The organism is Bacillus sp. ISL-4, assembly GCF_018613275.1.
GTDB lineage: Bacteria > Bacillota > Bacilli > Bacillales > DSM-1321 > Peribacillus > Peribacillus simplex_E.
In genome coordinates this window covers 116,420-139,717 of record NZ_JAGGQN010000035.1, presented here as the reverse complement: position 1 = coordinate 139,717, position 23,298 = coordinate 116,420, and the positions used below count along the sequence as shown (strand labels likewise).

Annotated in this window: 30 protein-coding genes and 1 riboswitch; of the genes, 26 read left to right on the top strand and 4 right to left on the bottom strand. The window is 43.4% G+C overall.

The genetic code is table 11. From position 1 onward, the window contains the following. Nucleotides 1-27: 27 nt before the first annotated feature. The 21 genes from J7J00_RS20520 to J7J00_RS20430 all read left to right on the top strand — a co-directional run bounded on the left by J7J00_RS20520 (nucleotide 28) and on the right by J7J00_RS20430 (nucleotide 17,249). Complete coding sequence (locus J7J00_RS20520; RefSeq protein WP_309487216.1) at nucleotides 28-900, top strand: polysaccharide deacetylase family protein; 873 nt, start codon at nucleotides 28-30, stop codon at nucleotides 898-900. An 88-nt stretch (nucleotides 901-988) separates the two neighbouring features. Further along, nucleotides 989-1,161: riboswitch (cobalamin riboswitch) on the top strand. Nucleotides 1,162-1,329: 168 nt separating this feature from the next. Beyond that, entirely contained in the window at nucleotides 1,330-2,295 is a 966-nt protein-coding gene (locus J7J00_RS20515; protein WP_214794164.1) for an ABC transporter substrate-binding protein, read from the top strand. After that, entirely contained in the window at nucleotides 2,258-3,313 is a 1,056-nt protein-coding gene (locus J7J00_RS20510; protein ID WP_286201497.1) for a FecCD family ABC transporter permease, read from the top strand. The genes J7J00_RS20515 and J7J00_RS20510 overlap by 38 nt, the downstream gene beginning before the upstream one ends. Nucleotides 3,314-3,319: 6 nt before the next feature. Then, nucleotides 3,320-4,792, top strand: a complete 1,473-nt coding sequence (locus J7J00_RS20505; protein ID WP_214794162.1) for a heme ABC transporter ATP-binding protein — start codon at nucleotides 3,320-3,322, stop codon at nucleotides 4,790-4,792. Continuing rightward, nucleotides 4,789-5,754 carry an adenosylcobinamide-phosphate synthase CbiB gene (gene cbiB / locus J7J00_RS20500; protein ID WP_214794159.1) on the top strand — a complete coding sequence of 322 codons (966 nt, stop codon included), beginning with the start codon at nucleotides 4,789-4,791 and terminating at the stop codon, nucleotides 5,752-5,754. Before J7J00_RS20505 ends, cbiB begins: the two co-directional genes overlap by 4 nt. Then, nucleotides 5,729-6,802: a threonine-phosphate decarboxylase CobD gene (cobD, locus tag J7J00_RS20495; RefSeq protein ID WP_214794156.1), complete on the top strand. Its 1,074-nt coding sequence runs from the start codon at nucleotides 5,729-5,731 to the stop codon at nucleotides 6,800-6,802. Before cbiB ends, cobD begins: the two co-directional genes overlap by 26 nt. After that, nucleotides 6,775-7,350 carry a bifunctional adenosylcobinamide kinase/adenosylcobinamide-phosphate guanylyltransferase gene (locus J7J00_RS20490; protein ID WP_214794153.1) on the top strand — a complete coding sequence of 192 codons (576 nt, stop codon included), beginning with the start codon at nucleotides 6,775-6,777 and terminating at the stop codon, nucleotides 7,348-7,350. The genes cobD and J7J00_RS20490 overlap by 28 nt, the downstream gene beginning before the upstream one ends. Beyond that, the gene (gene cobS, locus J7J00_RS20485) at nucleotides 7,347-8,138 is read left to right on the top strand and encodes an adenosylcobinamide-GDP ribazoletransferase (protein ID WP_214794150.1); all 792 of its coding nucleotides are present in this window, start codon (nucleotides 7,347-7,349) and stop codon (nucleotides 8,136-8,138) included. The genes J7J00_RS20490 and cobS overlap by 4 nt, the downstream gene beginning before the upstream one ends. Next, nucleotides 8,108-8,713, top strand: a complete 606-nt coding sequence (locus tag J7J00_RS20480; RefSeq protein WP_286201496.1) for a histidine phosphatase family protein — start codon at nucleotides 8,108-8,110, stop codon at nucleotides 8,711-8,713. The genes cobS and J7J00_RS20480 overlap by 31 nt, the downstream gene beginning before the upstream one ends. 5 nt (nucleotides 8,714-8,718) lie before the next feature. Continuing rightward, nucleotides 8,719-9,093 (top strand): bifunctional adenosylcobinamide kinase/adenosylcobinamide-phosphate guanylyltransferase, encoded by a 375-nt coding sequence (locus tag J7J00_RS20475; RefSeq protein WP_260397938.1) that lies wholly within the window; start codon nucleotides 8,719-8,721, stop codon nucleotides 9,091-9,093. A gap of 14 nt (nucleotides 9,094-9,107) precedes the next feature. Further along, complete coding sequence (locus J7J00_RS20470; RefSeq protein WP_214794144.1) at nucleotides 9,108-9,692, top strand: cob(I)yrinic acid a,c-diamide adenosyltransferase; 585 nt, start codon at nucleotides 9,108-9,110, stop codon at nucleotides 9,690-9,692. A gap of 2 nt (nucleotides 9,693-9,694) precedes the next feature. Further along, nucleotides 9,695-10,189: an ECF transporter S component gene (locus tag J7J00_RS20465; protein WP_214794141.1), complete on the top strand. Its 495-nt coding sequence runs from the start codon at nucleotides 9,695-9,697 to the stop codon at nucleotides 10,187-10,189. After that, nucleotides 10,186-10,884, top strand: a complete 699-nt coding sequence (locus J7J00_RS20460) for an ATP-binding protein (protein WP_214794138.1) — start codon at nucleotides 10,186-10,188, stop codon at nucleotides 10,882-10,884. Before J7J00_RS20465 ends, J7J00_RS20460 begins: the two co-directional genes overlap by 4 nt. A 131-nt stretch (nucleotides 10,885-11,015) precedes the next feature. Further along, entirely contained in the window at nucleotides 11,016-11,159 is a 144-nt protein-coding gene (locus J7J00_RS28705) for a GntT/GntP/DsdX family permease (protein WP_309487215.1), read from the top strand. Next, entirely contained in the window at nucleotides 11,160-11,600 is a 441-nt protein-coding gene (locus J7J00_RS28700; protein ID WP_309487218.1) for a GntT/GntP/DsdX family permease, read from the top strand. It begins immediately after the preceding gene. A gap of 30 nt (nucleotides 11,601-11,630) precedes the next feature. After that, nucleotides 11,631-11,750 (top strand): GntT/GntP/DsdX family permease, encoded by a 120-nt coding sequence (locus J7J00_RS28695; protein WP_309487217.1) that lies wholly within the window; start codon nucleotides 11,631-11,633, stop codon nucleotides 11,748-11,750. 22 nt (nucleotides 11,751-11,772) lie between these two features. Next, entirely contained in the window at nucleotides 11,773-13,317 is a 1,545-nt protein-coding gene (gene gntK / locus J7J00_RS20450) for a gluconokinase (protein WP_214794135.1), read from the top strand. 97 nt (nucleotides 13,318-13,414) lie between these two features. Continuing rightward, nucleotides 13,415-13,891, top strand: coding sequence for a Cys-tRNA(Pro) deacylase (gene ybaK, locus J7J00_RS20445; RefSeq protein WP_214794132.1), 477 nt, complete (start codon nucleotides 13,415-13,417; stop codon nucleotides 13,889-13,891). A gap of 88 nt (nucleotides 13,892-13,979) precedes the next feature. Beyond that, nucleotides 13,980-15,098, top strand: a complete 1,119-nt coding sequence (locus tag J7J00_RS20440) for a PRK06851 family protein (RefSeq protein ID WP_214794129.1) — start codon at nucleotides 13,980-13,982, stop codon at nucleotides 15,096-15,098. Nucleotides 15,099-15,264: 166 nt separating this feature from the next. Then, complete coding sequence (locus J7J00_RS20435) at nucleotides 15,265-16,131, top strand: Cof-type HAD-IIB family hydrolase (protein WP_214794126.1); 867 nt, start codon at nucleotides 15,265-15,267, stop codon at nucleotides 16,129-16,131. Nucleotides 16,132-16,157: 26 nt separating this feature from the next. After that, nucleotides 16,158-17,249: a PQQ-dependent sugar dehydrogenase gene (locus J7J00_RS20430; RefSeq protein ID WP_286201495.1), complete on the top strand. Its 1,092-nt coding sequence runs from the start codon at nucleotides 16,158-16,160 to the stop codon at nucleotides 17,247-17,249. An 82-nt stretch (nucleotides 17,250-17,331) separates the two neighbouring features. Here the strand turns inward: J7J00_RS20430 and J7J00_RS20425 are convergent, their stop codons facing one another. Then, on the bottom strand, nucleotides 17,332-17,484 hold the full coding sequence (locus tag J7J00_RS20425; RefSeq protein WP_214794123.1) for a hypothetical protein: 153 nt from the start codon (nucleotides 17,482-17,484) through the stop codon (nucleotides 17,332-17,334). Between the two features lie 264 nt (nucleotides 17,485-17,748). Between J7J00_RS20425 and J7J00_RS20420 the strand changes: the two genes are divergently transcribed. Both J7J00_RS20420 and J7J00_RS20415 read left to right on the top strand, forming a co-directional pair. Next, nucleotides 17,749-18,168: a MarR family winged helix-turn-helix transcriptional regulator gene (locus tag J7J00_RS20420; RefSeq protein ID WP_214794120.1), complete on the top strand. Its 420-nt coding sequence runs from the start codon at nucleotides 17,749-17,751 to the stop codon at nucleotides 18,166-18,168. Between the two features lie 18 nt (nucleotides 18,169-18,186). Next, nucleotides 18,187-19,392 (top strand): MFS transporter, encoded by a 1,206-nt coding sequence (locus J7J00_RS20415; protein ID WP_214794117.1) that lies wholly within the window; start codon nucleotides 18,187-18,189, stop codon nucleotides 19,390-19,392. Between the two features lie 147 nt (nucleotides 19,393-19,539). On the opposite strand, the gene bshB2 is transcribed toward J7J00_RS20415, so the two are convergent. From bshB2 to pdxK, 3 genes are all read right to left on the bottom strand, one after another. After that, on the bottom strand, nucleotides 19,540-20,205 hold the full coding sequence (gene bshB2 / locus J7J00_RS20410; RefSeq protein ID WP_098370231.1) for a bacillithiol biosynthesis deacetylase BshB2: 666 nt from the start codon (nucleotides 20,203-20,205) through the stop codon (nucleotides 19,540-19,542). A gap of 97 nt (nucleotides 20,206-20,302) precedes the next feature. Then, entirely contained in the window at nucleotides 20,303-20,650 is a 348-nt protein-coding gene (locus tag J7J00_RS20405) for a YojF family protein (protein ID WP_076368396.1), read from the bottom strand. Between the two features lie 124 nt (nucleotides 20,651-20,774). Next, nucleotides 20,775-21,602 (bottom strand): pyridoxine/pyridoxal/pyridoxamine kinase, encoded by an 828-nt coding sequence (gene pdxK / locus J7J00_RS20400; protein WP_214794114.1) that lies wholly within the window; start codon nucleotides 21,600-21,602, stop codon nucleotides 20,775-20,777. 371 nt (nucleotides 21,603-21,973) lie between these two features. Between pdxK and mobA the strand changes: the two genes are divergently transcribed. Genes mobA through moaD form a run of 3 tightly spaced genes read left to right on the top strand, consistent with a single transcriptional unit; the run spans nucleotide 21,974 to nucleotide 23,289 of the window. After that, entirely contained in the window at nucleotides 21,974-22,609 is a 636-nt protein-coding gene (mobA, locus tag J7J00_RS20395; RefSeq protein ID WP_214794111.1) for a molybdenum cofactor guanylyltransferase, read from the top strand. Beyond that, on the top strand, nucleotides 22,599-23,063 hold the full coding sequence (locus J7J00_RS20390) for a molybdenum cofactor biosynthesis protein MoaE (protein ID WP_214794108.1): 465 nt from the start codon (nucleotides 22,599-22,601) through the stop codon (nucleotides 23,061-23,063). The genes mobA and J7J00_RS20390 overlap by 11 nt, the downstream gene beginning before the upstream one ends. After that, entirely contained in the window at nucleotides 23,056-23,289 is a 234-nt protein-coding gene (gene moaD, locus J7J00_RS20385) for a molybdopterin converting factor subunit 1 (RefSeq protein ID WP_098370228.1), read from the top strand. The genes J7J00_RS20390 and moaD overlap by 8 nt, the downstream gene beginning before the upstream one ends. Nucleotides 23,290-23,298: the final 9 nt, after the last annotated feature.

Here is a 23,298-nt window from a genome sequence, read left to right as displayed (position 1 = left end):
ATGCTAGAAAAAATTAGGGGAATGATAGTGAAAAGATATAGAGTTTTATGGATGGTGGCATTGCTGGGGATTTTGATTTTACCTGGATGTTCACAAGGGATTTTAGAGGGTTTAGGCATAAAGACGGCTGCACCGATTGCGGAAGATGACATTGAAGTGGTCGAAGCGGCTGAGAATGGGGCAGGGCAGGATTTGAAAGGCCAAATTGATACGGGAGACTGGATAACGGCCGGGTCCGCGGTCCAGCTTCCAATCTTGATGTATCACAGCATTTCTGAAGGTAATGGCCTTCGGGTTCCAAGTGAGGAATTCCGATCACAGATGGCTTGGCTTCGGGAGAATGGTTACTATACATTATCCCCTGAAGAAGCATACCTTGTTTTAACCGAGAATCGGATGCCAAGTGAGAAGTGCGTCTGGCTTACTTTTGATGATGGCTATACAGATAACTACACGGAGGCTTTCCCGATATTAAAAGAAAATGATATGAAAGCAACTGTCTTCATGATCGGTAAGTCCATTGATAAAGGTCATCACCTGACTGAAGATCAAATGTTGGAAATGAGCAGGAATGGTATTTCAATCGAAAGCCATACCATCAACCATTTGGAGCTGAACCGCATGACGGCAGAGCAGCAAGAAGCGGAAATGGTTCAGTCGAAGGAGCTATTCGACCGTATCCTCGACCAGGACACGACAGTGCTTTCCTATCCGGTTGGCCGGTATAATGAAGAGAGTCTAAGGCTGTCAGAAGAAGCTGGATACAAGATGGCAGTCACTACCGAACCTGGGGGAGCTTCAAGGGACCAAGGGATGCATGCCCTGCATCGAGTTCGGATTTCACCAGGGTTATCAGTCGATGGGTTTGCGTCACTGATTGAAAATTCTTCAAATCATTGAAGGTGGACGGGTCATTTCGAACTTGTTCAGAAAAATCATATAATAATCGATTCTTACATGGTGTATAATGAAGGCAGTGAAAATTATATACATAAGAACGATTTGGTGTCTTAATGACTTAAAAGGGAAGTTGGTGGAATGCCAGCGCGGTCCCGCCACTGTATATGGGAGCTGACGGCTGTGTACCACTGTATGAGATATGGGAAGGTGCCGTTGACGATGACCATGAGCCAGGAGACCTGCCAGAATTCGTACACCTGTAACCTACGCGGATGGGAAGGTGTGTGGCAGACCCTAAGAAAGAGTCCGTAATGATATTGTTGCCATGCAAGCACCTTCCGTTTAACGGGAGGTGCTTTTTGTTTTGGGGGCACCTTCCGAGATTATTAGGTGGAAAGAAACTAAATAAAAAGATTGTGGGGAATGAAAATGAAGAAGATTTTTGGTCTGATACTGTTGATGTTGCTTACTGCAGGCATGATGGTTGGCTGCAGTGACGCTACTGATGAAGGAAAAGAAAAGCAGCAAACGAATCATGCTAAACATGAAGCTTTCCCGATTACGATTAAAGATGCAACTGGGGAAAAAGTAACGATAGAACAAAAACCGAAGAAAATCGTTTCGTTGATACCAAGTAATACGGAAGTGGTCTTTGCACTTGGTTTGGGCAAAAAGGTCGTTGGTGTATCCGACAATGATAATTACCCGGAAGAAACGAAAGAAATTGAAAAAGTTGGCGGAATGGAAATGAACACGGAGTTGATTGTCTCCATGAAGCCTGATCTTGTTCTTGCGCATGCATCAAGTGCCCATAATTCAAATGAGGGTTTACAGCAACTTAAGGATGCTGGAATAGATGTCCTCGTAGTCAATGATGCACAAAGCTTTGATCAAGTCTATGAGTCTATTGAAATGATTGGACAGGCAACGGGAGAACATGATAAGGCAGAAGAAATCGTTACGGATATGAAAACGAAGCTCAAGGATATCCAGGAAAAGGCCAAATCCGTAAAGGAAGAGGATAGGAAGACCGTTTTAGTGGAAGTTTCGCCTTCACCGGAAATATACACACCTGGAAAAAATACTTTCATGAATGAGATGCTTAATATTATTTCAGCGGATAATGCTGCTGCTGAATTGGACGGATGGGCAAAAATTGATGAAGAGTCGATGATTGCTGCAAATCCGGATGTCATCATTACAACGTATGGTTATTATACGAAAGACGCAGTAAGTGAAGTGAAGGGCCGAAAAGGATGGCAAGACGTAAATGCCATTAAGAATGGCCAAGTCTTTGATGTCCATTCTGACTTGGTGACCCGTTCCGGTCCACGCTTGATAGAGGGAGTAGAGGAACTTGCCAAATCAGTCTATCCGAACCAATTTGACAACTAAATGGGCGTTTGCTTATTTGATTGCGTTGTTAATTTTGTTATTCGCAATGACGATAGGCATTTCCTTTGGTTCGGTGCCAGTACCGATTCCCGTACTTATGCAAATAATCGGCAAGGAGATTTTCCATTTGCCGATTTCCGTTGATCCGGATGTGATGCTTACGAATATCGTGATGAACATCCGCTTGCCGCGTGTATTGCTTGCGGGTTTGGTCGGGGCATCACTTGCGATTGCGGGTGCGGCTTTTCAGGGACTGCTCCGGAACCCGCTCGCTGATCCTTACACATTGGGTATTTCATCAGGAGCATCGGTCGGCGCCGTATTGACAATATTCTTGAATATTTCACTGCCGTTCATCGGTTTATACACTCTTCCGGCATTGAGCATCTTATGCTCAGTGCTCACGATGCTTTGCGTACTGACTTTTGCAAAAAAAATGGATCGATCGATGAAAGTGGAAACGATCATTTTAACGGGAATCATTTTCAGCTCGTTTTTAAGTGCCTTCATTTCATTGATGATTGCGCTGACGGGTGATGAATTAAGACAAATCATCGGCTGGCTGATGGGAAGCGTTTCAATGCGCGGATGGAATTACATTGCAATCATTTTGCCGTTTTTTATCATTGGTTCATTGATCTTGATCATGAATACAAGTGAATTGAATGCGATGACTTTCGGGGAAGACCGGGCAAAACACTTAGGTGTGAATGTTAAGCGGCGGAAAATGTGGATCTTGATAGCCGGTTCGACATTGACAGGGGCAGCCGTTGCCGTTTCAGGGGCGATTGGCTTTGTAGGATTGGTCATTCCTCATTTTGTCCGAAAGATTTGGGGGCCTGACCATAAACATTTACTTCCGTTGTCATTGTTGATAGGAAGCGGATTCTTAATATTGGCGGATTTTGTGGCACGAACGATCATTGCCCCATCGGAACTGCCGATCGGGGTGATCACCTCACTTATCGGGGCACCTGCATTTGCGCTGATTTTATTAAAGAGACGGAGAGAAGGGTAAAAACGGATGCTTGAAGTAAGAGGGTTAACAGGTGGATATCATAACAAAGCTGTTTTGGACTCTGTCTCTTTTGATGTACATAAAGGGGAATTATTCGGGATTCTTGGTCCAAATGGCAGCGGAAAAACGACGCTTTTAAGCATGCTTAGCGGGGTGCTCGATTATAAAGGCGGAAGCGTACGGATAAGAGGTAGGGATTTGAAGGATTATTCGTCAAAACAACTTGCACAGGTCATTGCTGTGCTCCCTCAACATTCCTCATTAGCTTTCTCCTATACAGTAAAAGAGACGGTCTCACTTGGGCGATATGCCCATCAATCAGGTTGGTTCCATAGTTGGTCCGCAGAAGATGAATCGATTGTCCAACGAGTTATGGAACAAACGGGAGTAGCTGATTTTCAGGATCTTCATTTTGAACGATTATCAGGAGGGGAGAGACAAAGGGTCTTGCTGGCACAGGCACTTGCCCAAGAGCCGGAAATCCTTTTTTTGGATGAACCTACGAACCACTTGGATCTTTCCTATCAAAAAGATCTTCTTGATCTAATGAGGAAAATGGCAAAAGAGCAGAAGTTGACCGTTATTTCAATTTTTCATGATTTGAATTTGGCAGGATTATATTGTGATCGGCTTATGTTGCTTGAGAAAGGGCAGATTCAGGTTGTTGATGTGCCGAACGAAGTGCTCCAACAGGAACGGATTCAGGATGTATATCATACGACGATCGAAAAACATCCACATCCCGCCCTTCCGAAACCGCAGATGTTCATCGTTCCGGAAAAGCATGGCCATGATACTATCCCATTGGAAATCGATGATTCTTATTTGACAGTCGGTCCTGAGATGATTCAATTGGATTCTCCGATCCCGCTTAGAACGATGTCTTCTGGTGTGACTGGTTCAGGGACGGGCTGGCATAAATATTTTGTGAATAGGCACGTCCATCATGGCTATGATTGCGAGGATCATCATGTTGAAATGGCCGACTATTTAAAGACTCATGGTTTTGAACCTCAGGAAACGGTAGGGATGATGACAGCTGTCTTTCTCGATACGGTTGCTTTCAAGCTATTAAGAGCTAAAGATTTCTCGGTTTTTATTATCGTGACGGCTGGTGTAGGCAATGCCATCGACGCTTCTTTAGCAGACCGGCATTCTTGGAGTTCCGCTCCAGGAACGATAAATACTTGGATATTCGTGAATGGACATTTGGCAGAAGAGGCTTTCATCCACAGCATAGTTACTGCGACCGAGGCAAAAGTAAAAGCCCTTCATGATTTGCATGTCATGGATAAGGTGACAAATACATGTGCAACAGGAACATCGACAGACAGCATTTTGATTGCGGCAACTCAAAGAGGTGCAAAGCTTCAATATGCAGGCACCATCACTCCGTTAGGGAAGCTGATCAGTCGCGGTGTTTATGATTGTACAGTGGAAGCATTAAAGAATACTCGGAAACGGATTGAGGATTTATGATTTATCAGCATCTTTTTGCAGTTACGCTGGCGTTTTTCCTTGATTTATTAATTGGTGATCCGCTAAATTGGCCGCATCCAGTCAAATGGATAGGAACGATGATAAGCAAGTTGGATCTGGCATTCAATAGAGGGGTATATAAGAAACGGAATGGACTCTTCATGTTGATCATCGTCTTATCGGTGGTGTTACTTATTACTGGTCTTACTGTCTATTTGGCTTATCGGATCCATCCGCTTGCAGGTATCCTTTGGGAAGCTGTTGTCATTTCCACTACGATAGCTCAGAAGGGCTTGAAGCAAGCTGGGATGGATGTTTGCCTTCCGCTTAATGAACGGGATTTTCCTGAAGCGAGGCTTAAGCTTTCCTATATCGTGGGGCGTGATACTGCTGATCTCGATGAATCCGAAATAGTCAGGGGCACCGTGGAAACCGTAGCGGAAAATACTAGTGATGGGATTACAGCACCGATGTTTTGGGCAGTATTTGGCGGTGCGCCGCTCGCGATGGTGTATAGGGCGATTAATACCTGCGATTCCATGGTAGGGTACAAAAATGATAAATATGGGCAATTCGGCTGGGCTTCAGCCAAGCTCGATGATATCGTCAACTGGATTCCCAGCCGCCTCACCGGATTCCTGATGTTGCTGAGCTCGAAATCCGGCCACCATGGATTTGGTGCCAGATGGAAGATATTATTCAATGACGCAAAAAAACATCCAAGCCCGAATAGCGGGTGGTGTGAAGCAGGCGTTGCTGCCATTTTGGGAATACAGCTTGGAGGCCGGAATATGTACAAAGGAATTGTTTCCGACCGTGCGAGGATGGGAGTTCCGCTTGTTCGATTGGAAGCAAAACATATACCAAAAACGATTACCATCATGCATCGGTCATCTTTTCTATTTCTACTGATGCTATGGCTAGGGGGACTTATTCTTGACATTACCTTCTCATGGCTCTAATCCTCATTATCTTTACGAAGCGCTGGAAATCGAAATGCCTGAATCGGTTATCGACTTCAGTGCTAACATCAACCCATTGGGTCCGCCTTTACGCATAAAGGAACAGTGGTCTGGGTTCTTCGAAGGAATCCTTCAATACCCAGATCCGCATGCCATTGAACTGACAAAATCAATTGCAAAAAAAGAAGCACTTCCTGAGCAATCCGTTTTGATGGGGAACGGTGGTGCTGAAATAATCATGCTGGTAGCGAACGGATTAGCCAATCAAAGGGTGCTAATCATTCAGCCGGCATTTGCGGAATATGCAGAAGCGTGTTTGGCAGCCGGAAGTAAGGTCGATTTTCACCAGCTTGTTGCTCCTGAGTGGCAATTGGACTTGGATCGATTGATTCCCCGATTACCCGAATATGATGCAATTTTCTTATGTACGCCTAATAATCCGACGGGTGTTTCATTTAAGCGGGATACAGTTAGGGAATTGATCATTGAATGCCAAAAAGCGGATTGCCTGGTTGTACTGGATGAGGCTTTTTATGATTTCACGGAGGATGCCTTTAGTTATGCTTCTTTAATCAATGTATTTCCACATTTACTCATTCTAAGATCAATGACTAAAATTTTTGCAATTCCGGGTTTGAGACTGGGCTATTTGCTTGCGGCACCTGACATCATAAAACGGGTGAGAAATTATAAACCGCATTGGAGCGTCAACCATGTGGCACTTGAAGTAGGGAAAATCTGTCTTGCAGAAGAAGCCTATATGAGAAAAACAAGAGACTATATTGCATGGCAAAAGCATAAACTATTCCGGTTTTATGAGGAGCAAGGGTTGCATGTCTCCGATAGCACAGTCAATTTTTATTTGGTGAAAGATGAATCCTTATCCCTTTTCCCCTTTTTGCTGAAAAAAGGAATCGTACCGCGCCATACCTATAATTTTCCCGGTTTGGATGGAAGGTGGCTTCGGTTTGCAGTGAAGAGTGAACATGATAACGAAGCACTGATGGAGGGGGTAAGACAGTGGAGAAAGCAAGGCTCTGTTTTATAACCGGGGGTGTCCGTTCCGGAAAAAGCAGCTTCGCAGAAAGCAAGGCCCTGGAATATGCACTCCAAACGGATGGGAATTTGCATTACCTCGCCTGTGGCCGTGTCAGTGATGTGGAGATGGGTGAACGCATCCTTAGACACCGGAAAGATAGAGAAAGCAGCCCGATTGCTTGGAAAACTTCCGAATACGCAACCGATATTACAAGAATAGGGGAGGACATTGATCAGGATTCCATCATTCTGCTCGATTGTCTGACAACCCTGCTTGATAACGAACTATTTGGCCCAGGTATTCCGCTTGAAGAAGAATTTTTAGATAACGTTTTTTCAAAAATAATAGCCGGAATCAATGAGATAAGAAAACAATCCAGCTGTTTAATAGTCGTGAGCAATGAATTGGTGCAGGAACCGATTTTCCATGATGATTTCCTTCAAATATACGGAAAAACACTGGGCCAGCTTCATCAAACGATCGTCGGGCAGGCCGATGAGGCCTATCATGTAGAAGCGGGAATTCCATTGCAAAAGAAAGGGTGCATGCAGGAATGATCGGAGTGATCGGATTTTTAATTAACTTGCAGTTCTTTACGGTTTTTCCAATAAAGAAGCAGCTTCCGATGGAGAAAAAATATATTCACCGTGCCATTCAAACCTTTCCATTAGTAGGCCTTTTGCTAGGCTTGATATTGGGCGGTGTTTTGTATGCGCTCGTGGAATGGACCCCGTTGTCATCGCTTGCGATTGCCTTTTTCCTTTGGTTTTTGACGATGGCATTAACGGGAGGTTTGCATCTCGATGGCTGGATCGATGCAAGTGATGCTTTTTTTTCCTATCAGGATAAAGAGCGGCGATTGGAAATCATGAAGGATTCCAGGACAGGTGCATTCGGTGTTATCTCCGTCATAGTCCTATTGGCCGCCCGGTTTCTATTTATCTATGAAATTGTCGAAAGGGTAAATGAATGGACATACTTCTTGATCATTGCCCTTCCACTCTTAAGCAAATGTGTGATGGGTTATTTACTCATCCGGATGCCGCTTGCTAAAAAAGAGGGGCTCGGTGCTTTTTTTCAAAGTGCAGTAAAGAAAAGAAGTTTGCCCATTTATTGGCTATACCTCCTATTAAGTCTGGCGATTGCCTGGATCATCGATTTTAAGCTTGTCACCTTATTTTTCATCATGTGTCTGGCTGCGGTGTTTTTCCTGGTTTATATAAAACGTAAAATCGTCAGTTGGTTTGGTGGGATAACGGGGGATGTACTGGGGGCATCCGTGGAAGGGGTTGAGCTTTGGTTATGGCTGATATTATGGCTATTACACTACTTCGCCATGGGCTGACGGAAGCAAATGAGCGAAAGGCCTATTTAGGCTGGACGGATTCCCCATTAAGCGTCAAAGGTGAAAAGGAAATACTGGAATTAAGAGGCTCTTACCCAACGTATGAAAAAATTCACAGCAGTGATTTGCTCCGCTGTGTGGAAACTGCACGACTGCTGTTTCCAAATGCAGTTCTGGTCAAAGATCCTTTGTTCCGTGAAATGAACTTCGGCAGTTGGGAAGGTCGGACGTATCATGAGTTGAAGACAGATCGAGATTATCTTAATTGGCTGGAACGTCCCATGGAGGCCCTTGTGCCCGGGGGTGAAAGCTATCCAGTATTTTCCGAGCGAGTGAATAATGGCTGGAACCATTTGATTGCCTGTAAGGAGAACCGAATTGCCCTAATGACACATGGAGGGGTAATTCGTGATTTATTGGTCAGCTATGCCCCGAAGGAGAAGTCCTTTTTTGATTGGGGAATTTCCCATGGCAAGGGATATGAGCTGATATGGGAAGACCGGGAAAGCTTAAGGAGGGGAGAACGCTGCACTTTGTTACAGGAGGCGCCTATAATGGGAAAACTAAATGGGTAAAGCAATTGTATGGTTTGGAAAATGATGTCCTTTGGCTATCCGGTTATCGAAAAGAACAGCCGGAATTGATTGATTTTCAAGGCAAAACTGTTGTATTGCAAGGATTGGATGCATGGATTCAACAAGATGCAGAAAAGATGGATTCAGATTCGATTCGAAAAAGATGGAAGGAAATCATGGCTGATTGGCGAATATGGGAGAAAGAAAAGGATGAACACAAATGCATTGTGATCGGTTCTGATATTTCCAAAGGCATTGTCCCGATCGAAGCAAAAGATCGCAGATGGCGCGATGCCTGCGGATGGGTCTTTCAAGATGTAGCATCCATATCCAGTCGCGTTGATATCATCTGGTATGGAATTAACCAGCGAATAAAGTAGAGGAGGCAATTGGGATGAAAATTTATACACGTACAGGGGATAAGGGACAAACAGGCGTAATCGGAGGTCGGCTTGATAAGGATGACATCCGTGTTGAATCTTATGGAACGGTGGATGAAGTGAATAGCTATATCGGTCTTGCGGTGACAGAATTGGATTCAGCGATATTTACGGATGTACTAGCCGATCTAGAGAAAATCCAGCATGAGCTGTTTGACTGCGGCGGTGATTTGGCAACCGTTTCCGAAAAGGCCCCACAAAAGCTGACGGAGGAGGCCATTACCTATTTGGAAGAACGAATAGATGCCTTCATACTTGAAGCGCCGGAATTGGAAAAGTTTATCCTGCCTGGCGGCTCAAAAGCGGCTGCAACCATTCACATCGCCCGTACCGTTACAAGAAGGGCGGAACGATTGGTCGTTTCATTGATCAAGTCCGGTGCGGCCGTTTCACCATTATCACTTCAATATTTAAATCGTTTGTCGGATTACTTCTTTGCTGTTGCACGTGTGATCAACTTCCGTCTTGGTGTGAAAGATGTGGAATATATCCGCAGTGCAAATGTATTCCGTGGAGGGAAAAGAAAGGAAAAAGAGTAAACATGGATGTAAGAAAAATTAGTGCAATTGCTATATTCATTGCCTTATCGGCTGTAGGGGCAATGATTAAAATCCCTTCCCCGATCGGGAGTATCGCTTTGGATAGTTTTCCGGCCCTTTTGGCGGCTGTCATACTTGGTCCGGTATCGGGGGCTATTGTAGCTGGGCTTGGTCATATCATTTCAGCGTTATCCGGCGGCATGCCACTTGGGCCATTCCACTTTTTGATCATGGTCGAAATGGCAGTCCTGACATGGATGTTTAGCATTTTATATACAAACGGAAAAAAAATAGGCGCATTTTTCCTCTTCTTTATCGGTAATGCCTTCGTTTTAGCCCTGCCTTTCGCATTTCTGATCAGCCCTGGTTTTTACACGTTATTGGTTCCGGGATTGACGGCAGCGACGGCGGTAAATGTAGTATTGGCTGCCCTTTTACTGCCACGCCTGGAGCCTGTCTTGAAAAAAATGATTTTTAAAGATGGACTCGCAGAATGAGTGATTCATTGATTTTACCATTTTCCGAATCAGTTTCATTGATTATTTCAAGTGATAATAGCGGCGGTATCGGCCTGAAGGAAAAGGATCTTGTCCATGTCCCTTATGAGGTCGTTGGATATTATTCCTTTCGGGTGGCCGTCATGGAATGTTTGGGCGTTGGCGGGAGTCCAGTATCCGTCGTTCTAAATAATTTCTGCGGTGATCAAGCCTGGGAGGACTTGACCAGGGGTGTCAGGAAGGGGCTGAATGAATTGGGAATGGAGGATCTCCCCATTACAGGCAGCACTGAAAGTAACATGCCGCTTATTCAATCAGCACTTGGACTTATGGTGATTGGTAAACGAGCGAATGAATCCCTTAAAAAACAGCATCCTTTACGGAAAATAGCTCTGATCGGCAGGCCGCTCGTTGGAGAAGAAGTAATGGAACAGCAAGATTGGGTCGCGCCGTTATCTTTATATAAAAGCCTATGTGAAATGGAAGGTGTTCAGGCACTTCCAGTCGGCTCAAAAGGGATAGCATATGAATGGGAGCATCTGGATCAAGGTGGTGAAGGTGTTTCTGTGCATATAAGTAATAAAGTCGATATTGCAAAATCATCAGGACCGTCCACCTGCTTCCTCATTGCTTACCCTGAACAACTGGAGGAAGAAATCAAGCACCGATCCGGTCCTCTTTTTATTGGTGAATGATATTTCATGACTGAATAGGTATCGAGTTTAGTTCACAATGAACTGGTTCGATGCCTTTTTCTTTGAGAGCCTCCCTATATGGATTCCTTTCCTGATTTAGCGTGAATTATTGAATAAGATGTTTAGTTTTCTTGATCATTATCATGGCCAAAGTAAAATGGCACCCATTTATTGCGTTACTTCTCGCCTCCGTCATTTTAGGGATCATCGCACGTATGGATATTCCGGATGTTGCAGATGCTGTTCAGACAGGGGCAGGTAATAATTTTGGTTAGATAGCACTTATTGACGGTTTAGGTACCATGCTTGGAAAGGCAATGGCCGAGTCGGTGAAAATCGCAATTCCCATGTTAGCTGGACCTGCTTTTGGTTCCTGCATATTTAAAAGAATGGATGTACAAGCACCCGAGGGGCTAGCGGATCAATTCTCCAATATACATAACCGTGAGCACCCAGGTTTCAGCATAACCTTGATCGCGATTTTAATGCCGGTCTTATTAATAGGAGCTTTCAGTGCTGTGTTTGGTGAAGATACAATATTGAATGATTGGATTGCCTTCATTGGAAAACCAATCATCGCCCTCATGGCTTCTGTGGTGGTTTCATTCTTTACATTAGGTTACGCTAGAGGTTTTAATAAAGTAGAACTAAACCAATTCATGGCCGCCTACAACTGCATCCATCATCTTGATTATTGGAGCCGGCGGTGCATTTGAAATTGAATTGGGGTGAAGCCAGGATTTTGGATGGTCAAAGTGCTTTTTAATTTAACAGGCGCGCAAATGTTAAAGTCTTGGACGGTTATGGATACGATTATATCAGTCGTTTCACTTATCCTAATCTTACTATTGAATTCAATTGTTTAAGAGAAAGGAGCATGATGTAAATATGGGACAATCAGGTTATATGATGGGAATCGATATTGGTACGACGAGTACGAAGGTCGTTCTTTTTTCAAAAGGGGGGGAGGTAGTCCAATCTTGTTCGAGGGGATATCCTCTTCACAGTCCAACTCCTTCCGTTGCGGAACAAGATCCCGAGGAAATTTATAAAGCGGTCATCATTGCAATAGGCGAGGTCATGATTGCAAGCGGAATAGAAAAGCAAGAACTGGGCTTCATATCGTTCAGTTCGGCGATGCATAGCTTGATCGCAATTGGTAAAGACGGCAACCCGCTGACGAATAGCATTACATGGGCAGATAATCGAAGTGTTGCCTATGCGGAGAAATTGAAGGCCTCGGAACAGGGGATGCAATTGTATCACAGAACGGGAACGCCCATTCACCCAATGTCGCCAATCACGAAAGTAATGTGGTTAAGAAATGAGCATCCTGGGATTTTTAACGAAACGGAAAAATTTATAGGAATTAAAGAATACATCATCTATAAATTTTTCAATGAGTATGTGATGGATTATTCGCTCGCTTCTGCAACGGGCATGTTCAACTTGAATGACCTGAAGTGGGATGAAGAGGCACTCACCATTGCTGGAATTGGGGCTGACAAGCTGCCGACGCTTGTCCCTACAACGCATATCCTCTCAGGCTTAAGTGAGGAATTAGCTGCAAAAATGAACATTCATGCTGGTACCCCGTTTGTGATTGGCGCGAGTGATGGCGTGCTTGCAAACTTAGGGCAAAACGCAATCAAGCCAGGCGTTCTGGCAGTGACAATCGGAACGAGCGGAGCGGTAAGGACCGTCAGTGACCGGCCGCTTACCGATCCGAAAGGCAGGACATTCTGCTATGCCCTTACTGAGAATCATTGGGTAATCGGCGGACCGGTCAACAACGGGGGAATCACCTTCCGATGGGCCCGCGATCAATTGGGCCGTGTGGAAATCGAAAAAGCGAAGGCTTCGGGACAGGACTCCTATGAGATTCTGACGGATATGGCTTCTAATATTGCACCTGGTTCTGATGGGTTGATATTCCACCCGTATATGGCAGGGGAACGGGCACCATTATGGAGTGCCGATGCAAGGGGCTCCTTCTTTGGATTGGCGCTTCATCACACTCGTGATCATATGGTCCGGGCAGTGCTGGAGGGTGTGATGTATAACTTGTGCAGTGTCCTTATTGCTGTAAAGGAGTTGACTGGTGCCCCCGAGAAGATTCATGCAAGCGGCGGATTTGTCCGCTCGAAGCTCTGGCGCCAAATCATGGCTGATATATTCAATCAAAACGTGACAATTCCTGAAAGCTTTGAGAGTTCGAGCTTAGGTGCCGCCGTTCTTGGATTATACGCTTTAGGCGAAATCGAAAGCCTTGATGAGGTTGAGGGTATGGTTGGTGAAACGAATGAACTTGTCCCGATCGAAGAGAACGTTAAAGTGTATGAAGAATTAATGTCGATTTATTTATCCGTGAGCAGGCAATTGGAAGGCGACTACAAGAGGATCGCGGATTTCCAAAGACGCCATTTAGAATAATTTTTAGGGAAAGCACAGATGAATAAGCACTGTGTTTTTCTTTTTGCCCGGTATTTAAAATGATAAGATGGTAGAAAACGATAAGGGGAATTTTCTTATGGGAGCCAGTAAAACGAATGCAATGCGAATTCTTGATAACAAACGTATAGAGTATGGCATGATGAGTTATGATGCCCGCGATGGAAAAATCGACGGGATCACTGTGGCGGATAAAATTGGAAAAGCGCCGGAAACCGTTTTTAAAACGCTTGTTACCCATAACGGACCGCAGCAACTTTACGTATTTGTCATCCCTGTAGCAACCGAACTGGACTTGAAAAAAGCAGCGAAGGCCGCAGGTGCAAAAAAAATTGAAATGCTTGCGGTTAAAGATCTGCAAAAATACACAGGGTACATTCGGGGAGGCTGTTCCCCGATCGGGATGAAAAGGCAATACCCGACCTTTATCGATGAAAGTGCAACAAACCTGCCTGAAATCATCGTAAGTGGAGGGAAAATTGGAACACAGATCGTATTAAAATCGTCAGAATTCCTGGAGGTCACACAAGCGGAATCTGTAGCCCTAATAAAATAAACTGTTTGCCTTTAGGTATTCACCTATTGGGTCTTTTCTTCATACGCTGTCTTGAAGTTACATCTGTATTGTGAGGGAGAGTGTGAAAGTGACAGGAAAAGTGATGAATTATTTTGCTGGAGGCAATACGGCTAAAGGTTTTTATAGTTTATATGATTCCAATTTAAAAGGTCTGGAAAGATTATTCATATTAAAAGGCGGACCTGGTTCCGGTAAATCGACCATTATGAAAAAAATCGGCCAAGAATGGCTGGATAAAGGCTATAACATCGAGTATTTACATTGTTCGTCCGATAATGATTCCATTGATGGAGTAATCATACCGGCTTTGAAAATCGGGATCGTGGATGGGACCGCGCCGCATGTGATTGAACCGAAGGCACCAGGGGCCATTGAGGAATATGTCAATCTAGGATCTGCCTGGAACTCCCAGCAGCTGGCTTCTGAAAGAGTGGCCATCATAAAGTTGACGAATGCGAGAAGCAAGAGTTTCGAGAAGGCATATGCCCTATTCGCTGAAGCATTGAAGATACATGATGAATGGGAAGACATTTATAAGGCAAATATTGATTTCGCAAAATTGAATGGGTTGACCAATAAATTGATAGAAGGCTTTTATAGAGATATCGTCCTTAATAAGAAGTCGGATGTTCGTCACCGATTCTTAGGTGCAGCTACACCAACGGGTGCAGTTGATTTCATCCCCAATATTACTGAGGGAATACAAAAACGGTATTTTTTAAAGGGACGTCCAGGTTCCGGGAAATCAACGATGCTGAAGAAGATTGCAAAGGCTGCGGAGCAAAGAGGCTTTGATGTGGAAATATATCATTGTGGTTTCGATCCGCATAGCTTGGACATGGTAATCGTCCGGGAGGTTGGGATCGCCATATTTGACAGCACATCGCCGCATGAATATTTCCCGAGTTGTGGAGGGGATGAAATCATTGATATATATAAAACGGCCATCCTGCCAGGAACAGATGAAATATATGCCGAACAGTTAAAGGATGTTTCCACTAGGTACCGGACGAAAATGAATGAAGCGACAGCAAATCTGGCTAAGGCAAAAGAGCTGCATGATGAACTCGAAAAGATTTATGTAAAAGCAATGGATTTTACAGCCATCGATGACATTCAAAAAGACATCCACGAACAGATTATTGAACGGGCCCAAGATGTCGATAGAAAGACGATTCTACATTAAGAAAACAAACTGCACCTATCTTAATTAGGTGCAGTTTATTTATATACATAATAGGTTTTTTTAATGACTGAAGTCACACCAGGAATATATCCGGGTTTGTTAAACGTGTTTATCCACGATCTTTCGGTTAAAATAGGGATTATATTGAAAAAAGGGGCCGATTGAATTGATAAAGACGATTGCGATTGATATGGACGGAACATTGCTTAACAAAATGCAAAAGGTCAGTGAGGAAAATAAACATGCCATCCAGAAGGCACAAAGCGAGGGTGTGGAAGTGATCATTGCTACTGGAAGATCTTATGTGGAAGCTAGGTTCGCCTTGGATGAAGCAGGCATCGTTTGCCCTGTCATCTGTGTAAATGGTGCTGCCCTCTTCACGGAGGACGGAAAAATTGCCGCTTCCAATCCAATGTCAGCTGCCACTGCTAAAATGGTCGCTGGATTCCTCGAAGAACAAGGGATTTATTTTGAAATATATACGAGTCAGGGAATTTATTCTAAAGACTATGAAAACGCAATATCTGTTTTGGTTGATGTATTCGTTACAGCGAATCCTGACATTGACCCTGAGAGTATGCGGAAATATGCGGAGCAGCGTTTACAGCTTGGACAGGTAACTTCCATTTCCGATTATTCCGAGTTATTCAGCCGTTCGAATGAGGAATATTATAAAATTCTCAGCTTCTCAAAGGATAAAACTTTATTAAATCAAATTGCTTCGAAATTGAAAGGACAGGGAGTTACAGTCACTTCATCGGGACGTGAAAATGTGGAAATCATGAGTGAAACAGCTCAAAAAGGTACGGCACTTGAAACATATGTGAATGGAAAATCCGGCTCGATGCAGGAAACGATGGCTATTGGGGATAATTATAATGATGTATCCATGTTTGAACGGGTAGGTTTGTCTGTCGCAATGGGAAATGCCCCGCTCGAAATTAAAAAACTGTGTGATGAAGTAACAGGCAAGAATGATGAAGCCGGTGTCGCGGAGGCCATTTTAAAGGTACTTAAACAGTCAGCCTATTAAACTCATGAATCGAAGGGGGAAAGAATTTGAAAAAATTGCTCTTTTTTTTCCTTATGGCTACATTGATTTTAACTGGTTGTAACATGAATGGCGACAGCAAAACCCAGCCGAATCCTGACAAAGAAGTGACGGGCACTTTAGGGGAAGATCCGGATGTGCTGATAACGAACCTGCAGGCCCCATGGTCGATCCAGAAGAATGGGGACACAATGTATGTGTCAGAGCGGGCAGGAACCATCGTTGAATGGGACAAGAATAAGATGACACGGCAAAAGGTCAACCTTAAAAAGACATTGTCAGCTAAAGCGGAAGCTGGATTACTTGGATTTTTGCTAGCTCCCGATTTCTCTAAAAGCGGGCAAGCTTTCGCCTATTATACCTATGAAGAAGGCGGGGATTCCATCAATCGAATCGTCATTTTAGAAAAAAATGATGATAAATGGCAGGAGATGGAGACCTTAATCGACGGAATACCAAGCGGGGACTACCACCATGGCGGCAGGATCAAGATTGGACCGGACGATACGCTATACGCAACAACAGGCGATGCAAGAAAGGCTGAAATCGCACAGGACCTAGATTCTTTAGGCGGGAAAATTCTGCGCATGAACCTGGATGGCACTATTCCGAAAGATAATCCTTTCGGGAATTCATACGTCTATTCATACGGTCACCGCAATCCACAAGGTCTGGCCTGGGATGAAGCAAGACAGTTATATGAAAGTGAACACGGAGATTCGGCACACGATGAATTAAATAAAATTGATCCGGGTAAGAACTATGGCTGGCCAGATATAGAGGGCGATGAGCAAAAACCTGATATGGTAACACCATTGATTCATTCCGGTGAAAATACATGGGCTCCATCTGGCATGGCCTATTTTGACGGAAAGCTCTATTTTGCAGCCTTAAGGGGTGAAGCGCTTAAGAGTTATGATGTAAAAAGCGGAAAACTGACTGATATCATTACGGGCTCAGGAAGGATACGTGATGTATTCGTTGATGAAGGATTTCTTTATTTCATAAGCAATAATACGGACGGCCGAGGAAATTCTAATGAAAAGGATGATAAACTTTATCGTTTGTCACTATCTAGCTTAAAAGGAAATATGCCCTGAAGTTATCAATGAGAAGCTCAGAGTTGTGGTATTTGTGTGATTCAAAATAGTTTTCGAATGAAATCATTCCGCAACGCAAAGATCAAATATCGGAAGCCTCGCTTTTTAATAGCGGGGTTTCCTTTTTGTTTATGGCCTCGAAGCATCGACCACGAAGAGCATAGAATGGCCCCGACTTGACCCATACCGTTTCGCCAAACTCACGAGTAAAAGCGTGAAATTCACGAGTATTCACTCGAAACTCACGAGTAAAAGCATGAAATTCACGAGTATTCGCTCTAAACTCACGAGTAAAAGCGTGGAATTCACGAGTATTCGCTCTAAACTTCCAATTAAAAGCATGAACCTCCTGAAAAGGGTGTTCTTTTGTCCCGGAAGGAGCAATAAAGAAGCTGATGAAACAGTATGCATACGACTATTTTCGTTCAGCCGAAAGCTAGACATTTCTAATGAATAGGTGTATAGTTACCTAGGTAACTATTTTGCGGGAGGAATACCTTTGTCCTTTAATAATGGTTTTTTTCATCATAACTTACAATTTTCGAGGTCATTTACCAAAAAGTTAAATGAACAGTTGGCCAAGGTTGATCTTTATCATTCCCAATGGTCGATTGTATATTATCTGAGTCAGTTTGGCTGTTCTACACTTGTTGAAATAAGCACATATCTAGATGTTGAGAAACCGACGGTAACCAGGACGGTAAATCGGTTGGAAGAACTTGATTTGATTGAACAAGTCCCAGGAAAAGATAAGCGGGAACGAAGAATACAGTTAACGGACTCAGGTTTAAGGACTTATCACGAGGCCAAAAAGGTAGTTGAAGAATTTGAACTTCAATTAATGAGCGGTTTGGCTGAAGAGGATCGAGAGGCAACGTTACGAACGTTGATTTTCCTGAAGGAGAAATTAAAACAATAGTAAGGAAGAAGGATTGAAATGAATCAAAAACCGAAATTGTGGACGAAAGATTTCCTGATTGTTTCGTCTGCGAACTTTTTTTTATTTTTAACTTTTTATGTTTTGATGGTGACATTGACCATTTACACGATGGATAACTTTCATGCGTCGCAAGCACAAGCGGGACTTGCTTCAAGTATTTTTGTTCTCGGGGCTGTGCTTGTCAGACCGATTGCAGGGAAAAAAATTGACAAGATCGGCCGCAGAAGAATGTTGCTTGGATCGTTGGTTCTATTCCTGGTTGCATCCATTGGCTATTTCCTGGTGAATAGTTTATCCCTCTTATTGATCGACCGGCTTATTCACGGTTTTGCTTTTGGCCTTGCCACTACCGCAACTGGAACGATTGCTGCAGATATCATTCCGAATGAGAGACGCGGGGAAGGTACAGGATACTTTGCCATGAGTACAAACTTGGCAATGGCATTCGGTCCGTTTATTGGATTGCTGATTACACAGCATTTCAGTTATTCCATCATTTTCTATGCAGCCTCCTTATTTGCCGCATTTTCTTTAGTTGCCTCATTATTCATGAATGTGCCTGAAGGGGATAAGGGCGGAGCTTCACCACAAAAAGGATTTAAAATCAGTGATTACTTTGAGAAAAGGGCACTGCCTATTTCCATTTTTATCGGGTTTGCCGGATTTACCTATTCGAGCATCTTGTCCTATTTAACGTCTTTTGCAAAGGAAATGGATTTAATGGATGCGGCAAGTTTTTTCTTCGTCGTATTTGCTGTATTCCTTTTGGCGTCCCGTCCGTTTACAGGAAGGATGTTTGATGTGAAGGGTGAAAATGCAGTTATTTACCCATCGCTCTTACTATTTGCCGTCGGTATGGTCATCCTCAGCCAATCCCATCATGGTATTACGCTTCTGATTGCCGGAGCCTTTATCGGAGTGGGATATGGTACGTTCCAATCAAGCTGTCAAGCGATTTCGATTAAGGAAGCCCCATCAAATCGGATGGGATTAGCTACATCCACGTTTTTTACAATGTATGACTTCGGTATTGGTGTTGGCCCATTCCTATTGGGATTCCTTATTCCATTTACAGGATTCAAAGGGTTATTCATAGGAATGTCGATCTTTGCATTCGTACTTATTGGCATTTATTTCTTGGCACATGGAAAAAAAGCCTCGGCAAGAACGAAAATGCAGCATGAGGAACGCTTGTCTGCCTGATTTTTTGAATATGATTGTATAAAATGAAAAAATTTGGGGATGCTAATATTATGATTGATTTTCCAAAGTATCCCCCTTTTCTCCGCCTGTAATCCACAGGCGTTTTTTTTATGCCATAAACAAAAAAACCGCCTATTGGCGGTTTCTTTAAAATTTATAGGTCCATAATCGTTCTTTGCGAATCCAGTCTAGAAAATCCGCATCCTGATTTTCGAATTTCTCTTTCCAATCGATCACCATTGCCTGTGTTTGCGAACGGTGGGCAGTGAATGCAGCTACCTTTTTTTCTTCGACGGCAGAGATATCCTGGATGATGTCAGGCTGTCCCAATTCGTCAATGCAGTTATTCGAGAAGGCGACACAATGAAGTTTAGGTCTCTCTTTCTCTTCCATTCTTTCCACGGCCCGAACCACAGCCCGTGCCGTCGCTTCATGGTCTGGATGGACACTGTATCCTGGGTAAAACGTAATGATCAATGAAGGATTCAATTCATTGATGGCATCGGTAAATAATGATGTCAGCTTTTCATCATCTTCGAATTCAATCGTCTTATCGCGCAATCCAAGCATGCGTAAATCTTGGATGCCAATCGCATTTGCTGCATCGATTAATTCCTTTTTACGAATTTTAGGGAGCGATTCCCTTGTTGCAAATGGAGGGTTTCCTAAATTACGTCCCATTTCTCCTAAAGTTAAGCATAAATAGGTGACAGGAGTGCCCGCTTCTCTATGAAGGGCAAGAGTTCCGGAGACCGAGAAGGCTTCATCATCGGGATGTGGGAATATAACTAATACATGGCGTTCTTTTTCCAAGGTATATTTCTCCTTCCGTTCTACTTACAGTGAGTATGGTTATCGGTGAATGGGAGTTTTCATCGGAACTATATGATATATATCAAGCAAGTTGTCATCATTCAAAGGGAGTGGGACTGAGCTGCATGGAGACAGCAAGCTTTCCGGAAAAATCAAGGCCTGCCAATAGCAATCTCCCCTGTTCATCCAATTCGAAGTGGTTAACGCCTTCTGCATATACCCAGCCAATATTGAGCTTCAAGCCGATGCGGTAGGGTCCATCCCCAACTATCTTCCCATGTTCATACTGTATAAAAGCATTACGAATATATGCACCTGCCGAAAAGAAAGCCTCATCTACATGAGTGGCATAGGCGCCATTTGTCGTTTCAAGGTGAAGATATACATCTTGTCCGGCGAAAGAATCAATGGCATTTTGCACCTCTGTACGGTCTATAGGTTTCATTCTATAATTTCCTCCTTAACTGGGCGGCTAGATAAGCTTTTCCTTCTTTCTATTTTACTAAATAAAAGCAAAAAAAGCGAAAAAGGCCGCTCGATGAATTTGAGCAGCCATTAAACTTGATGTTTTATTTTTGTGTTTTTTCCGCAATTCCATATTTATGGTATGCACCATGATTGACAGGTCCAACATAGTCATTCATCTTCCAAGAATGGCGAACCGCCTCGGTAATGAAGTCTTTAGCAATGAGGATAGCCTCGCGCGGGCTTTTCCCTTCAGCCAATTGAGCGGCAATAGCTGCGGAAGAAGAACAGCCGGCACCATGTGTATTGGTCGTTTCGATTTTTTCTGATTCAAGGAATTCAAATTCTTTTCCATCATATAAAAGGTCGATGGCTTTATCAAGATCCAGCTTATTACCGCCTTTGATCAAGACATATTTTGCACCAAGTTCATGAATCTTTTCAGCTGCAGCCCTCATGTCATCAATCGTCTTGATAGGCGCAGTTCCCGCTAACTGAGCGGCCTCGAACAGGTTTGGCGTGACTACAGTTGCACGTGGAACAAGCAGTTCACGCAGAGCTACAGCCGTTTCAGGGTGCAATACTTCATCTTCACCTTTACATACCATAACTGGATCGATTACGACTTTGTCCAGCTTCAACTCGTCTATTTTACGGGCAACAAGTTCAATGATTTCCACTGATCCAAGCATTCCCGTTTTCATTGCATCAATGCCGATTGATAAAATCGTTTCGATTTGGGCTTCCAAAACTTCGACCGGTGTAGGGAATACATTATGGGACCAGCCATTCTTCGGATCCATCGTCACGATTGTCGTTAAAGCGGACATACCGTAAACCCCGAATTCTTGGAATGTCTTTAAATCTGCTTGAAGACCCGCGCCGCCGCTCGAATCAGATCCGGCAACTGTCATAGCTCTTTTCATAGTCATTATGTGACCTCCTCAGGAGAATTAGATATCGATATTATCAGCATACCAGTTAATATCCTATTTTTAGAATATACCAAAATTTCTTTTATGTAAAACTTAGTTTTCACCCTAATTTGAGTGTCTTAGAGAAAGAAGTGCAATGGCCTCGCATAAGTCATTTTTAGGACCTGGAATTCAGGAAATCGGATGGGTGGGTAGCCTGCTTTTTTTTGCTTTGGATCCTACTTTCCATCTTTTGAAATATAAAGCAAAGTTTGAGAAGGTGTCATTATTTTCAAAGTTGATTTAAAATATTTAAATATAGCGGACACATTTAGTATAGCTTTACCGTTCGATGCTGGATTAAACCTAAAAAAGGGAGGGAGATTCTTGTGGAATGTACAATGTTGCTTTTAGCTGGTGGGAAATCAAGCCGTATGGGAGTGAATAAGGCCCTGTTGACCATAGGTGGCGTTGTGAACATTTCAAGAGTGGCATCCGAATTGAAAAAGGTGTCAGAAAACATCATGGTCATTACGAATACATTTGTAGAATATCATTTTCTGCAACTTCCGCTAATTCCGGATTTACATAAAGATCAAGGACCACTTGGCGGATTGCATGCAGGGTTGACCTCGTCGAAAACGGAGCTTCAATTCCTTGCAGCCTGTGATATGCCGTTTGTGAGTGCAGATGCCATAAAGGATATCATTTCCCATTATGAACCTGAATTCGATGCTGTCGTTCCAGAAATAAATGGCAGGCTCCAGCCGCTTTTTGCTGTTTACCATAAAAGGTGTCTTCCTGTACTGACGGAGTGTTTGTTAAAACATGAATTAAAAATGAGTTTATTTTTGGAAAAGATTTCGGTGAAAGTCATGAAAGAAACCGACTTTAAGTTATATCGCGAGAATCCTGAACATTTTCAATATCTTTTTTTCAATATGAATACGATGGAAGATTATCAAAAGGCAGGTTATATTGATCAAACTGAATTATATATAAAGGATGGTAGACATGAATTATAATATTTCAAAAGAGCCGATTGTCATCCAGGAAGTGATTGATAAAGTAGTCAAGCGGAATGCAGGTGCCGTCACGACCTTTATTGGTACAGTGAGGGAAATGACGAAAGGAAAAAAGACTCTCTTCTTAATTTACGAAGCGTATGAACCGATGGCCATCAAGAAATTGGAGCAAATCGGATCTGAGATCAAGGAACGTTGGCCTGATGCAGAAACGGCGATCACCCATCGTATAGGTAAACTTGAAATCACGGATATCGCAGTCGTTATTGCCGTTAGTACGCCACATCGAAATGATGCATATGAGGCGAACAGGTATGCGATTGAAAGAATTAAAGAAATCGTCCCGATCTGGAAAAAAGAACACTGGGAAGATGGGGAGACATGGGTAGGAAACCAGTTGGAAACCGTTCCATATCCATCGGGGAAACCGGAAGAGGGGGATATTGATGATTAATGTACTTTTATTTGCCCAATTGAAAGATGAGCTAGGCAAAGAGACTCTTTCTATAGAAGGAAATGGAATGAGTGTGGCGGAGCTAAAAGGAAAAATGAAGGTGGATTTTCAATTGGAAGGTCTAGAAACCGTGATGACGGCGGTCAATGAAGAATTTGCCGATGATGACACGCTACTATCTGATGGAGATACAGTTGCTTTCATTCCACCAGTAAGTGGGGGCTAAAGCGTTCGG